This window comes from Puniceibacterium antarcticum, from assembly GCF_002760615.1.
In the GTDB taxonomy this organism is placed as follows: Bacteria; Pseudomonadota; Alphaproteobacteria; order Rhodobacterales; family Rhodobacteraceae; genus Puniceibacterium; species Puniceibacterium antarcticum.
In genome coordinates this window covers 124,201-137,744 of sequence record NZ_AWWI01000021.1, presented here as the reverse complement: position 1 = coordinate 137,744, position 13,544 = coordinate 124,201, and the positions used below count along the sequence as shown (strand labels likewise).

Annotated in this window: 12 protein-coding genes; 10 read left to right on the top strand and 2 right to left on the bottom strand. The window is 61.9% G+C overall.

Annotation, left to right across the window (positions count from 1 at the left end; translation table 11 throughout):
- Window positions 1–776: flagellar hook-length control protein FliK (locus P775_RS02535; RefSeq protein ID WP_143520777.1), on the top strand; the 776-nt coding region annotated here is incomplete at its 5' end.
- Between the two features lie 10 nt (window positions 777–786).
- A complete protein-coding gene (locus P775_RS02530; protein ID WP_099909486.1) occupies window positions 787–1,482 on the top strand; it encodes a flagellar hook capping FlgD N-terminal domain-containing protein in 696 nt (231 codons plus the stop codon).
- A 53-nt stretch (window positions 1,483–1,535) separates the two neighbouring features.
- Here P775_RS02530 and ubiB read toward each other — a convergent pair whose 3' ends face one another.
- A complete protein-coding gene (gene ubiB / locus P775_RS02525) occupies window positions 1,536–3,068 on the bottom strand; it encodes a 2-polyprenylphenol 6-hydroxylase (protein ID WP_099909485.1) in 1,533 nt (510 codons plus the stop codon).
- Window positions 3,068–3,820: a bifunctional demethylmenaquinone methyltransferase/2-methoxy-6-polyprenyl-1,4-benzoquinol methylase UbiE gene (gene ubiE, locus P775_RS02520; RefSeq protein WP_099909484.1), complete on the bottom strand. Its 753-nt coding sequence runs from the start codon at window positions 3,818–3,820 to the stop codon at window positions 3,068–3,070. The genes ubiB and ubiE overlap by 1 nt, the downstream gene beginning before the upstream one ends.
- Before the next feature lie 86 nt (window positions 3,821–3,906).
- Between ubiE and mutM the strand changes: the two genes are divergently transcribed.
- The 8 genes from mutM (at window position 3,907) to gyrB (ending at window position 13,532) form a co-directional block, all read left to right on the top strand.
- Window positions 3,907–4,758 carry a bifunctional DNA-formamidopyrimidine glycosylase/DNA-(apurinic or apyrimidinic site) lyase gene (gene mutM / locus P775_RS02515; RefSeq protein WP_099909483.1) on the top strand — a complete coding sequence of 284 codons (852 nt, stop codon included), beginning with the start codon at window positions 3,907–3,909 and terminating at the stop codon, window positions 4,756–4,758.
- A gap of 65 nt (window positions 4,759–4,823) precedes the next feature.
- Entirely contained in the window at window positions 4,824–5,600 is a 777-nt protein-coding gene (locus P775_RS02510) for an enoyl-CoA hydratase (RefSeq protein ID WP_099909482.1), read from the top strand.
- 220 nt (window positions 5,601–5,820) lie between these two features.
- On the top strand, window positions 5,821–6,090 hold the full coding sequence (gene rpsT, locus P775_RS02505) for a 30S ribosomal protein S20 (RefSeq protein WP_099909481.1): 270 nt from the start codon (window positions 5,821–5,823) through the stop codon (window positions 6,088–6,090).
- A 511-nt stretch (window positions 6,091–6,601) separates the two neighbouring features.
- A complete protein-coding gene (gene dnaA / locus P775_RS02500; RefSeq protein ID WP_099909480.1) occupies window positions 6,602–7,945 on the top strand; it encodes a chromosomal replication initiator protein DnaA in 1,344 nt (447 codons plus the stop codon).
- Window positions 7,946–8,105: 160 nt separating this feature from the next.
- Entirely contained in the window at window positions 8,106–9,224 is a 1,119-nt protein-coding gene (gene dnaN / locus P775_RS02495) for a DNA polymerase III subunit beta (protein ID WP_099909479.1), read from the top strand.
- A 55-nt stretch (window positions 9,225–9,279) separates the two neighbouring features.
- Window positions 9,280–10,380, top strand: a complete 1,101-nt coding sequence (gene recF, locus P775_RS02490) for a DNA replication/repair protein RecF (RefSeq protein ID WP_099909478.1) — start codon at window positions 9,280–9,282, stop codon at window positions 10,378–10,380.
- The gene (locus P775_RS02485) at window positions 10,377–10,997 is read left to right on the top strand and encodes a LysE family translocator (RefSeq protein ID WP_099909477.1); all 621 of its coding nucleotides are present in this window, start codon (window positions 10,377–10,379) and stop codon (window positions 10,995–10,997) included. Before recF ends, P775_RS02485 begins: the two co-directional genes overlap by 4 nt.
- 117 nt (window positions 10,998–11,114) lie before the next feature.
- Window positions 11,115–13,532: a DNA topoisomerase (ATP-hydrolyzing) subunit B gene (gene gyrB, locus P775_RS02480; RefSeq protein WP_099909476.1), complete on the top strand. Its 2,418-nt coding sequence runs from the start codon at window positions 11,115–11,117 to the stop codon at window positions 13,530–13,532.
- Window positions 13,533–13,544 lie beyond the last annotated feature (12 nt).

Below are 13,544 nucleotides of genomic sequence, written 5' to 3'. Positions count from 1 at the left end.
AAAAGGCAACCGCCCCAGCGCCGCAGATCGGCGAGGCTGCATTGCGCGCGGCAGCGGCTGGTCAGGATGAGGCCGTGACAGGCCAGACACGGGCCAGCGAGCCCGGTGCTGCCATGGCGGTTGCGGGCGCGCCTGCCGCCGCATCGGCGCGATTCGTCCGGAACCGGACACAGGAAGACCTCAAAGCCCCCGTCAGAGTGACGACCGCCGACAGGCCCGCCCCTCCCAAGATCGCGATACCCGGCGTGGAAAAACCCCTGACAGAGATCAAGGAGGGCGAAGAGGCCATGCGCCTGTCCCCGCTTTTCTCAGAGGCGCGCGGTCAGGGGCAGACATCACAGAGTGCCGCCGCCTTTGTGTCGGTGCGCGGCGATCACGGCGCGTCGGTGATGCGTCAGATGGTGGCTGTCAGCGGTCAGTTGCAGGACGGGCCGGTCGAACTGCGCCTCAATCCAGAAGAGCTGGGCCGCGTGCGCATGCATATGGTCGCCTCGGATCAGGGAATCGTGCTGCATATCACGTCGGAACGACCGGAAACGCTCGACCTGATGCGGCGCAACATCGACCAGCTGCACCGCGAACTCAGCAGCCTTGGCTATGCCCGTGTGGATTTCACCTTTGGTCAGCAGGGCGGCAACAGCGGTTTTGGCGCTGGCACCGGGCCTGACAGTGGCGCCTCGGCCAACGCAACGGCGCGCCTTGCGTCCGAGGATCCGTCCAATGCCCCCCTAACACCCTTGTCGGCCGCCCGTGACGGGCTCGACATCCGACTCTGAGGAGAGTTTCATGGTTACCACCCAAGCCGCACCACCGGCCTACAGCAGCAACACCACCGCAAAAACGGCGACGACGACGGACACCACAGCCGCAGATGCGACAAAGAAAACCAACATCAGCTCGGATTTCGAGACATTTTTGCGCATGCTGACGGTGCAGATGCAGAATCAGGACCCGCTCAACCCGGTGGATTCCTCGGATTACGCGGTCCAGCTTGCCACCTTCTCCTCTGTCGAACAGCAGGTTCTGACCAATGATCTGCTGCGCGGCATCAACGACAAGGTCGGCGGCGGAAACCTGGGTCAGCTGGCGAACTGGGTGGGGATGGAGGCGCTGGTCCGCGCACCGGTCGCCTATGACGGACGCCCGGTCAATCTGCGGCCCGAATATGCCGACACGGCGGATGCCGCCGCGCTGGTGGTGCGCGATGCCTCGGACGCGCTGGTTGCGCGCAGCACCATCCCGCTGGGGGAGAAATCAATTGTCTGGGACGGAAAGGACGACACCGGCGCCGCCTATCCGAACGGCGTCTACAAGTTCTCGATCGAAAGCTACCAGAACGGCAAGGTGATCGATACCGCCACCGCCCAAGTCTATAGCGCCATTCAGGAAGCGCGGGTCAGTGGAAACGCGATTCTGCTGCGTCTGTCGGATGGAACCGAGGTTGATGCAGAGCTGGTCACCGGCCTGCGCAGCCCGGACTGAGCAACACCACAGGCAGCCGCCCCCGGGAAATGGGGGGCGGCGTCAGGCGGATTTCACAGCAACAGCTGAAGGCCCAGCACCAGCACCGCCCCCACGCCAAGACCGCAGCCGGCACAGACCAGCCTGCCCAGCCAGACAGACCGGTCGGCGGGCGGTGGTTCCTGCGCCTGACGGACCAGCGCGGCCTCGACCAGACGCGGCAGGCGCGGGCCAAAGCGGGCCAGCACCATCGCCGTCTTGTTCAGATCGCTCAGCACGGCGCGCGGACCGATGGATTTCTTGATGTAATCCTCGACCACAGGTTTTGCGACATTCCAGATGTTCATGCGTGGGTTGAGCGAGCGCGCCACACCTTCGACCACAACCATGGTGCGCTGCAGCAGGATCAGCTCGGTGCGGGTTTCCATGCCAAAGCGTTCCGTCACCTCGAACAGATAGGACAGCAGCCGCCCCATGGAAATGCGCGTGGCATCCATGCCAAAGATCGGCTCGCCCACGGCGCGCAGGGCACGGGCAAATTCATCAACATCGCGGTCGGCGGGGACATAGCCCGCCTCGAAATGCACCTCGGCCACACGTTTGTAATCGCGGCGGATGAACCCGAACAGGATCTCGGCATAGACGCGGCGGGTGTATTCGTCGATATGGCCCATGATGCCGAAATCAAGCGCGATGATATCGCCGTTGGCCCCGACCTTGAGATTTCCCTGATGCATGTCCGCGTGGAAAAATCCGTCGCGCAGCGCGTGATTCAGGAACAGCTGCAGCACCCGTTCGCTCATCTCGACCCGGTCGTGACCGGCGGCGTCGATGGCGGCATTGTCGCCCATCGGCACACCCTCGGCCCAGCCCAGCGTCATCACCCGGCGCGCCGAATAGTCCCATTTGACAGCGGGCAGGGTGAAACCGGCGTCATCCTTGGTGTTCGCCGCATATTCCGACGCAGCCGCCGCTTCGAGCCGCAGGTCAAGTTCGCCCATCACCACGCCTTCGAAATGGGCGATCACATCCATCGGGCGCAGACGGCGGAACCCCGGCGAGATCCATTCGATCAGCGTCGCGGCCAGCCAGAAGGCATCGATATCCTTGCGAAACGCCCGCTCGATTCCCGGACGCAGCACCTTGACGGCAACCACTTCGCCGGTTTCGGCCAGCGTCGCCTTGTGCACCTGCGCGATCGAGGCGGCAGCGACGGGATCACTGAAACTGTCGTAAATCGTATCAGCCGGCTGGCCCAGTTCCTGTTCGACCATCGCCTTCGCCTCGGCCACGGGAAAGGGCGGCAGCTTGTCCTGCAAGACGCGCAGTTGCAGGGCCAGATCATCGCCCACTAGATCGGGGCGGGTCGAAAGCACCTGTCCGAACTTGATATAGGCCGGGCCCAGAGCCGACAGCGCGCGTGTGGCGGGGGGCATGGTCGGGTCGCCCTCATAGCCCAGCCATTTGAACGGCCAGCCCATGACCCGGGCGGCAATGCGCAGCGGGCGCGGCGCGTCAAAGGCATCCAGAACGACGCCCATGGCGCCGGTGCGTTCCAGTGTGGCGCCGGTGCGGATCAGCCGCCAGATATTGTGGGGTCCGCGCATTAAAGCTTCCAGCCCGAATGCAGGCAGGCCACACCCAGGGTCAGGTTGCGATATTTGGCCTGCTCGAATCCGGCGGCGCGGACCATGCCAAGGAACGTGTCCTGATCCGGGAATTTGCGGATCGATTCCACCAGATATTGATAGGACTCGCGGTCATTGGCGATCACCTTGCCCATGGCCGGGATCACGTTAAAGGAATAGCGGTCATAGGCCCATTGCATCGCCGGGTTCGGGATCTGCGAAAATTCCAGCACCATGAGACGGCCACCGGGTTTCAGCACGCGGTAGGCTTCGTTCAGGGCTTCTTGCGGGCGGGTCACATTCCGGATGCCGAAAGAGATGGTGTAGACGTCAAATGTGTTGTCCTCGAACGGCAGCGCCATCGCGTCCCCGACGATCCATTCAAGCGAGTCGGCCATCGCCCCGGCCTCGGCCCGTTTGCGCCCTTCGATCAGCATCGGTTCGGTCAGATCCAGCACCGTGGCATGGCCCGATCCGGCGCGCTTGAGGAAACGGAACGAAATGTCGCCGGTCCCCCCGGCCACATCCAGCAGTTTCTGTCCGGCGCGCGGGGCGAGCCAGTCCATCATCGCATCTTTCCAGATGCGGTGGATGCCCATCGACATGGCGTCGTTCATCACATCGTATTTCGACGCAACCGAGCCAAAGACACCGCGCACGCGGCCTGCCTTTTCAGTCTCGGGAATATCGGTAAAGCCGAAATGGGTGGTTTTTTCGGTGTCGTCGGTCATGGCGTCTGGTTGTCCTTGTATCCGCTCTTTCTTATAGAGCGCGAGGTCGCCGTTACAATGCGCCCCATGTCACAGGACCCCGCCAGATGCCCGAATTGCCCGAAGTCGAGACAGTCCGTCGCGGTCTGGCCCCCGTGATGGAGGGACACATCATTGCCCAGGCCGAGGTGAACCGCCCCGATCTGCGCTGGCCTTTCCCGGAAAATATGGCGGCGCGGCTGACGGGTGCAAGGGTGCTCGCGCTGCGGCGACGGTCAAAGTACATTCTTGCCGATCTGTCGACCGGCGAAACGCTGCTGGTGCATCTGGGCATGTCGGGGCGGATGCTGATTTCTGGCGCGCCGGTCGGGACCTTCGTGCACGAACACCCGGCGGCGCAGAAACATGACCATGTGGTGTTTCACATGGACAGCGGCGCGCGCGTCACCTTCAACGATCCCCGCCGCTTCGGTGCGATGGACCTGATGACCACGGCAAAGGCCGACGAACACCCGCTTCTGTCCGCCATCGGCCCGGAACCGCTGGGCAACAGTTTCAGCGAAACCTATCTGGTCGAACGCCTGAAAGGGCGCAGCACGCCGGTGAAATCGGCGCTGCTGGATCAGAAGATCGTCGCCGGATTGGGCAACATCTATGTTTGTGAGACGCTTTATCGCGCAGGGCTTCATCCCGCACGTAAGGTCGCAACCATCCCTGCGGCGCAGGTTGCGGGCCTTGTCGCGATCATCCGGCAGGTGTTGACAGAGGCGATCGAGGCAGGCGGCTCCTCCCTACGGGATTTCCGCCAAGCCGATGGAGAGCTTGGATATTTCCAGCACAGCTTTGATGTCTATGGCCGCGAGGGACAGCCCTGCCGCACCCCCGGCTGTACGGACATCGTGCAGCGGATCGTGCAGTCCGGGCGCTCGTCCTTCTATTGTGCCACCTGTCAAAGATAGCTTGAACCGGACGCCGTAGATGGTAAGGCTTCAAATTCTGACAGAAACAACCGAAAGCATGTTTCATGGCCTATGAGACGATCATCGTCGAAGTAGAAGACCACGTCGCCACCATCAAGCTAAACCGCCCCGACGCGATGAACGCCCTCAACTCTCAACTGCTGAGAGAACTGGCAAGCGCGCTGGCGGAAGCTGATGGCAACGACAAGGTCCGCTGCATCATCCTGACCGGATCGGCCAAGGCTTTTGCCGCCGGTGCCGACATCAAGGAAATGTCCGAAAAAACCTTTGTCGAGATGTTCCTGTCCGACTTTTTCGGCACCGAATCCCAGGCGATCAGCCGCACCCGCAAGCCCATCATTGCGGCCGTGGCCGGCTATGCGCTTGGCGGTGGCTGCGAGCTGGCGATGATGTGCGATTTCATCATCGCGGCGGACACGGCCAAGTTCGGACAGCCCGAAATCAATCTTGGCGTGCTGGCCGGTATTGGCGGCACACAACGTTTGACCCGCCTTGTCGGCAAAGCCAAATCCATGGACATGCACCTGACGGGCCGCTTCATGGATGCGGAAGAGGCGGAGCGCTCTGGCCTTGTCAGCCGGGTCGTCCCGGCCAAAAGCCTGATGGACGAGGCCCAGGCGACAGCCGAGAAGATCGCCGAGAAATCGCTTCTGTCCACGCTGGCGGTCAAGGAAGCGGTCAACCGCGCCTATGAGACGACGCTGTCCGAAGGTCTGCTGTTCGAACGCCGCCTGTTTCATGCGATGTTCGCAACGGAAGACCAGAAAGAAGGCATGTCCGCCTTTCTGGAAAAACGCTCGGCGCAATTCCGCGACAAGTGAGATGAGATCAGACCCGTGCCCGGGAATCGGGCATGGGTTGCCGGGGCGCCACAGCCAAGCGATTTCGAAGTTTGCGCTTTGCATTGCTGCATAACTTGGCTATAGGCCCTCGCTACATGCGCGTGATGCCCGCTCTGGCAAGAATCGATCCGGTCTATGTGACTCCGGGGGCCTTGGGTATTTCGCAAACCATTTTGGAACCAGAACCGGGAATCGAACCATGGCCAATACACCACAGTCCAAGAAACGCGCCCGCCAGTCGGAAAAGCGCTTTGTCATCAACAAAGCCCGTCGTTCGCGCATCCGTACCTTCCTGCGCAAGGTCGAGGAAGCAATTGCTTCGGGCGATCAGGAAGCCGCAACCGCCGCACTGCGCGTCGCACAGCCCGAGCTGATGCGTGGCGTCACAAAAGGCGTCTTCCACAAGAACACAGCCTCGCGCAAAGTTTCGCGTCTGGCGTCTCGTGTGAAGGCCCTCGGCCAAGCCTGAACTAGATACAGTTAGAACGTAAAAGGACACCACTAAATGTGGTGTCTTTTTTGCATTTATGACGCTTTAACAAAGGCTTAACCAATACCTCACACAGTGGTCGAGATTCTTTTCATTGAATCCCGAGTCAACCGCGAAGATCGGTTGCCGCCGTTTGAACACACCTGATATCTTGCATGAGCGAGTCACTCGCTGGGGGGACAAGGTAGCAGAATCGGACCAAGTTTTTTGGTCACGTCTTCTGCGCTGCTGTGATCGGGCTGCCCCCGATTTCCGCAGAGGACGAAGGCGCTGCCTTCTACCATGTCCATTTATAGGCGCCGTCGCAGGTGTAGGCCACTGATCGGGACATCAGGGGATACGCTTCGCTACGACATCTGCCTGATCACAGGCCCGACCTTGTGCAGTCTCTGCACAAGCACGGCAGTCTGTGCCCCAGAGGAAGTGATCGTTGCGTGGCCGAGCAGTCCATGCAGACCGAAGCTGCTGATTGGGAATGGAACGGGGACATATGACACAGGAACAATGGGGCGCCTTGCAGGATAGGCTCTGCAAGACCATCGGGGAAAACAACTACAAGACGTGGATAAAACCATTGTCCTACGACGGCATCACAGACGGCGTGGCGGTCTTCGAAGTGCCGACAAATTTCATGGGCACCTATGTGTCGCAGAATTATGGCGATCTGCTGCTGTCGCAGCTGACGTCCGTGGAAACGGATATACGCCGCATCCAGTTCAAGGTCGCGAATGCGGACCGTCCGCGTGGGCAGGCGCCGGCCAAAGCCAAGCCCGCCGCCGGAGTATCAGATCTTTTGCCCAGTGCCCCGCTGGAATCAAAGTTCACCTTTGATACCTTTGTGGTGGGCAAGCCGAACGAACTGGCCCATGCCGCCGCGCGCCGCGTGGCCGAAGGCGGTCCCGTGTCCTTTAACCCGCTGTTCCTTTATGGCGGCGTGGGCCTGGGCAAGACGCACCTGATGCACGCCATTTCGTGGGAACTGCGCCACCGCAACCCCGAGCTGAACGTGCTGTATCTGTCGGCAGAACAGTTCATGTACCGTTTCGTGCAGGCCCTGCGCGAACGTCGCATGATGGATTTCAAGGAGCTGTTCCGCTCGGTTGACGTGCTGATGGTCGATGACGTGCAGTTCATCGCCGGCAAGGACAGCACACAGGAAGAGTTCTTTCACACCTTCAACGCGCTGGTGGATCAGAACAAGCAGATCATCATCTCGGGTGACCGTGCCCCGGACGAGATCAAGGATATGGAAAACCGCATCCGCTCGCGGCTGCAATCCGGCCTTGTGGTCGATCTGCACCCGACCGATTACGAACTGCGCCTCGGAATCCTGCAGACCAAGGTCGAGGCGCAGAAGGCGCTTTACCCGGATCTGGACATCGACACCGGCGTTCTGGAATTCCTCGCGCACCGCATTTCGACCAATGTGCGCGTGCTCGAAGGGGCGCTGACCCGTCTGTTCGCCTTTGCGTCGCTGATCGGCAAACGCATCACGATGGATCTGACTCAGGATTGTCTGGCTGATGTGCTGCGCGCATCCGAACGCAAGATCAGCATCGACGAGATCCAGCGCCGGGTGGCGGAACATTACAACATCCGCCTGTCGGACATGATCGGCCCAAAGCGGGTGCGCAACTATGCCCGCCCCCGGCAGGTCGCCATGTTCCTGTGCAAGCAGATGACCAGCCGGTCGCTGCCGGAAATCGGACGGCGCTTTGGCGGACGCGACCACACCACGGTCATGCACGGCGTCAAACGTATCGAAGAACTGAAGATTCAGGACGGCCAGATCGCCGAAGACCTGGAACTGCTGCGCCGTTCTCTCGAAGCCTGATCCCTGCGGCTTGGGGACAACATCTGTACGCAGGTCGCCCTTGGGCGGCCTGCTGCCCTTGACGCCCCCGCAATTCCATCAGACAAAACAAGAAAAGCGGTTGGAGCGGCGTGCGCCTCGGTCTACGGTGCACATCCGGCCAGACGGAGAGGGCGAAATAATGAAGTTCAGTATGGAGCGCGGCACGCTGCTCAAGGCGGTGTCACAGGCACAGTCGGTGGTCGAGCGGCGCAACACGATCCCGATCCTTGCCAACGTGCTGATCGAGGCCGAAGGCGCCTCTGTCCAGTTCAGGGCAACGGATCTGGATATCGAGGTGCTGGACAAGGCCGCCGCGATGGTCGAACGCGCAGGGGCGACAACGGTCTCTGCCGTCACGCTGCACGAAATCGTGCGCAAACTGCCCGACGGCGCGCTGGTCACCCTGAGCGAAGAGCCGTCGTCCGGCAGGCTGACGGTCGAAGCCGGGCGCTCAAACTTCTCGCTCGCCACCCTGCCCCGCGAAGATTTCCCCGTGATGGCCTCGTCGGAATATTCCGCGACCTTCACGGCCCCGGCCAAGGTGCTGCGCCGGCTGTTCGACAAGTCGAAATTTGCCATTTCCACCGAAGAAACCCGCTATTATCTGAACGGTGTCTATCTGCACACCGCCGAAGGTGACGGCGGGCGCAAGCTGCGCTGCGTGGCGACGGATGGTCACCGGCTGGCCCGGATCGACGCCGACCTGCCCATCGGGGCCGAAGACATGCCCGGCGTGATCGTGCCGCGCAAGACCGTGGGCGAACTGCGCAAGCTGCTGGAAGACGATGACATGAAGATCGAGGTGTCGGTGTCCGAAACCAAGATTCGCTTTGCCACCCCCGATATTTCGCTGATTTCCAAGGTGATCGACGGCACCTTCCCCGACTACACCCGCGTGATTCCGCAGGGCAACACCCGCCGGCTAGAGGTCGACGCCGCAGAATTCGCCAAGGCCGTGGACCGGGTTGCCACCGTGTCGTCCGAACGCTCGCGCGCGGTCAAGCTGTCGCTGGACGAGGATCGTCTGATCCTGTCGGTCAACGCCCCCGATTCCGGCGCCGCCGAAGAAGAGCTGGCCGTGGCCTACAGCGACGAAAAGCTGGAAATCGGGTTCAACGCGAAATATCTGCTGGAAATCGCGAGCCAGGTGGACCGTGAAAACGCGGTGTTCATGTTCAACTCCTCCGGTGATCCGACCCTGATGCGCGAAGGCAACGACATGTCCGCCGTCTATGTCGTCATGCCCATGCGTGTGTAACGCGGCCGTCTTTTCCGCTCCGTCGCCTCCACACAAAGTCGCGTAAGGGCCTGATGTGCCTCTCTCGCTTGATACCCTGACCCTCTCGCACTTCCGCTCGCACAAGCGCGCGGAAGTGTCCGTCGATCCGCGCCCCGTCGCGATCCACGGCCCCAATGGCGCGGGCAAGACCAATTTACTCGAAGCGGTCTCGCTCTTTTCGCCCGGTCGCGGGATGCGGCGTGCCTCGGCTCAGGACATGACCCGCCGCCCCGAGGCGCTGGGATGGAAGGTCAGCGGGGTGATCGACGGCCCGCAGGGCCTGCACGAGGTCAGCTTTCTGTCGGAAACCGGCGCACCCCGGCAGGTGCGCATCGACGAGAAGCCGGCGCCGCAGTCAGCTTTGGGGCGGATTGCGCGGATTCTCTGGCTGGTGCCCTCCATGGACCGCCTCTGGATCGAAGGTGCCGAAGGGCGGCGCAGGTTCCTTGACCGCGTCACGCTCAGCTTTTTCCCCGAACACGCCGACCTGTCGCTGGATTACGAAAAGGCCATGCGCGAACGCAATCGCCTGCTCAAGGATCAAATCCGCGATGCCCATTGGTACGGCGCGCTCGAACGGCAGATGGCCGGCACTGGCTCTGCGATCCACGCCAACCGGCAGGCGGCGCTTGACCGGCTGAGCCGCGCACAGGACGGCGCCGAAACCGCCTTTCCCACCGCCACCCTGACGCTGACCCAGACCGACGGCGACATGCCCGAGTCCGAGGAGGCCCTGCGCGCCGCCCTGTCCGACACCCGCCCCCGCGATCTCATGGCCGGGCGCACCCTGATCGGCCCCCACCGCGCCGATCTTCTGGGCGTCTACGCGGCCAAGGATGTCCCGGCCTCGGATTGCTCGACCGGAGAACAAAAGGCCCTGCTGATCTCGCTCATCCTCGCCAATGCGCGCGCCCTCGCGCCGGAATTTGGCGCACCCCCGATCCTTCTGCTGGATGAGGTCGCAGCGCATCTTGATCAATCCCGCCGCGCGGCGCTTTATGACGAAATCTGTGCCCTTGGCGCGCAGGCCTGGATGACCGGCACCGAAGCCGGGCTGTTTCAGGCCCTGGGCGACAGGGCGCAATATCTGGAAGTGACCGAAGACAAAGGCGTTTCGGTGGTGGGGCAGGCATGACGATCACAGTTGCAGACATGGCGCTTTATGCGGGCGCGCTTTTCATCCTGTTCCTGACGCCGGGGCCGGTCTGGGTCGCGCTCATCGCGCGGGCGCTGTCCGGCGGGTTCCATGCCGCCTGGCCGCTGGCCTTGGGCGTGGTTGTGGGTGATATCCTCTGGCCCTTTCTCGCCATCCTCGGCGTGACCTGGATCGTCAGCGTCTTTGCCGGCTTTATGACCGTGCTGCGCTGGGTCGCCTGCGGCACCTTTCTGGTCATGGGCACCCTGCTGATCCGCCATGCCGATGCGCAGCTGTCGTCGGATTCGCGCCTGACCCGGCCCGGGATGCTGGCGGGCTTTCTGGCCGGCATTGCCGTCATCATCGGCAATCCAAAGGCGATCCTGTTCTACATGGGGGTGCTGCCGGGCTTTTTTGACCTGTCCCAGCTGCGCTGGCCCGACATGCTGGTCATCGCGGCGATTTCGGCGGTGGTGCCGCTGATCGGCAATCTCGTGCTCGCGCTGTCCATCGACCGGGCCAAACGGCTGCTGTCCTCACCCCGCGCGCTGCGCCGCACGAACCTGACCGCCGGGGTGCTGCTGATCTGCGTCGGGCTGGTGATTCCCTTCGTCTGACGGGCTGGCGGCGCATAGCCGATCCCCCTGCGACAAACCACAAAATATGGTGTCAGTCGCGTGACAATCCCCCCTGAACGGCGTATAAATACGCAACTAAGAACAAGGAAAGTCCGCATGGCCGAGAACGAGCAGATCCCCGAGGAATATGGCGCAAGTTCCATCAAGGTTCTCAAGGGGTTAGAAGCTGTTCGCAAGCGTCCCGGAATGTACATCGGGGACACGGACGACGGCTCTGGCCTGCATCACATGGTCTACGAGGTCGTGGACAACGGGATTGACGAGGCGCTTGGCGGCCACGCCGACGCGGTAAACGTCAAGATCCACTCTGACGGGTCGGTATCCGTCAGCGACAATGGTCGCGGCATTCCCGTCGACATGCACGAAGGCGAAGGCGTCTCGGCGGCCGAGGTCATCATGACCCAGCTGCACGCGGGCGGCAAATTCGACCAGAATTCCTACAAGGTCTCGGGTGGTCTGCACGGCGTCGGCGTGTCCGTCGTCAACGCGCTGTCGGACTATCTGGAACTGCGGATTTTCCGCAACGGCAAAGAGCATTATGCCCGCTTCGAAGGCGGCTTTACCGTCGAACCGCTGCGCGTTCTGGGCGATGCCAATGGCCGCAAGGGAACCGAGGTCCGCTTTCTCGCCTCCACCACCACGTTCAGCAATCTCGACTACGAATTCCACACTCTGGAAAAGCGTTTGCGCGAACTGGCCTTCCTCAACTCCGGCGTCCGCATCATTCTTGAGGATGAGCGCCCCGCCGAACCGCTGCGTTCAGAGCTCTATTACGACGGCGGCGTGCGCGAATTCGTGAAATATCTCGACCGCTCCAAGACCTCGATCATGACCGACCCGATCTACATGACCGGCGAACGTGACGGCATCGGGGTCGAGATCGCGATGTCGTGGAACGACAGCTATCACGAAAACGTCCTGCCCTTTACCAACAACATCCCGCAGCGGGATGGCGGCACGCATATGGCGGGCTTCCGCGGGGCATTGACCCGGACCATCAACAACTACGCCCAGTCATCGGGCATCGCCAAACGTGAAAAGATCACCTTTACCGGCGATGACGCGCGCGAGGGTCTGACCTGCGTGCTGTCGGTCAAGGTGCCCGATCCGAAATTCTCCAGCCAGACCAAGGACAAGCTGGTCAGCTCCGAAGTCCGCCCGGCGGTCGAAGGTCTAATGAACGAAAAGCTGTCCGAGTGGTTCGAGGAAAACCCAAGCTGGGCCAAGGTGATCGTCGGCAAGATCGTCGAGGCCGCGATGGCCCGCGAGGCTGCCCGCAAGGCGCGCGATCTGACCCGGCGCAAGAACCCAATGGACATGAACTTCCTCAGCTCCAAGCTCAAGGATTGTTCCGACAAGGACCCGGTCAACACCGAGATTTTCCTGGTCGAGGGTGACAGCGCCGGCGGCTCTGCCCAGACCGGTCGCGATCGCAAGACTCAGGCCATCCTGCCGCTCAAGGGTAAAATCCTGAACGTCGAACGCGCACGGTTTGACCGGATGCTGGGGTCTCAGGAAATCGGCAACATGGTCATGGCGCTTGGCACCGGCATTGGCCGGGACGAGTTCAACATCAAGAAGTTGCGCTACCACAAGATCGTCATCATGACCGACGCTGACGTCGACGGAGCGCATATCCGCACGCTGCTGCTGACCTTCTTCTACCGGCAGATGCCCGAACTGATCGAAGGCGGGTTCCTCTATATCGCGCAGCCGCCGCTTTACAAAGTCAGCCGTGGCAAATCCGAGGTTTACCTCAAGGATCAGGCCGAGATGGAGACCTACCTGATCACCCAGGGCACTGACAGCACCCTGTTGCGGCAGGGCAATGGCGAGGAAATATCGGGCAAGGATCTGGCGCGCGTTGTGGATGAGGCGCGGCAGCTCAAGCGGGTTCTGGACGTGTTTCCAACGCATTACCCCCGCCACATCCTTGAACAGGCCGCCATTGCGGGTGCCTTTGTGCCCGGTGCTGTGGATGCCAACCTGCAGGGCGTCGCGGACAAGGTTGCCGCCCGTCTCGACCTGATTGCCGAGGAATACGAACGCGGCTGGATGGGTCGGATCACGCAGGACAAGGGCATTCGTCTTGCCCGCATCCTGCGCGGCGTCGAAGAGGTGCGCACGCTGGACGGCCCGATGCTCCGCTCGGGCGAGGCGCGCAAAACCGGCAGTTTCACCCAAAGCCTGCAGGCGGTTTATGACCTGCCCGCAACGCTGGAACGCAAGGACCGCAAGCAGCTGATCCACGGCCCGCTGGAACTGCTCAAGGCGGTTCTGGACGAGGGCGAAAAGGGTCTGTCGCTGCAGCGTTACAAGGGTCTGGGCGAAATGAACCCCAGCCAGCTCTGGGAAACCACGCTGGACCCGGATGCGCGCACGCTCTTGCAGGTCAAGGTTGATGACATGGCCGAGGCGGACGATCTGTTCACCAAGCTTATGGGCGACGTCGTCGAACCGCGCCGCGAATTTATCCAGCAAAACGCGCTGAGCGTGGAAAACCTCGACTTCTGAAGCGCCACTTCA

Coding starts and splice junctions, on each gene's coding strand:
- P775_RS02510 (WP_099909482.1), top strand. CDS start 4,824: ATGGCCTATGAGACGATCATCGTCGAAGTAGAAGACCACGTCGCCACC.
- ubiE (WP_099909484.1), bottom strand. CDS start 3,820: ATGACCGACGACACCGAAAAAACCACCCATTTCGGCTTTACCGATATT.
- ubiB (WP_099909485.1), bottom strand. CDS start 3,068: ATGCGCGGACCCCACAATATCTGGCGGCTGATCCGCACCGGCGCCACA.
- dnaN (WP_099909479.1), top strand. CDS start 8,106: ATGAAGTTCAGTATGGAGCGCGGCACGCTGCTCAAGGCGGTGTCACAG.
- dnaA (WP_099909480.1), top strand. CDS start 6,602: ATGACACAGGAACAATGGGGCGCCTTGCAGGATAGGCTCTGCAAGACC.
- gyrB (WP_099909476.1), top strand. CDS start 11,115: ATGGCCGAGAACGAGCAGATCCCCGAGGAATATGGCGCAAGTTCCATC.
- P775_RS02530 (WP_099909486.1), top strand. CDS start 787: ATGGTTACCACCCAAGCCGCACCACCGGCCTACAGCAGCAACACCACC.
- mutM (WP_099909483.1), top strand. CDS start 3,907: ATGCCCGAATTGCCCGAAGTCGAGACAGTCCGTCGCGGTCTGGCCCCC.
- P775_RS02485 (WP_099909477.1), top strand. CDS start 10,377: ATGACGATCACAGTTGCAGACATGGCGCTTTATGCGGGCGCGCTTTTC.
- rpsT (WP_099909481.1), top strand. CDS start 5,821: ATGGCCAATACACCACAGTCCAAGAAACGCGCCCGCCAGTCGGAAAAG.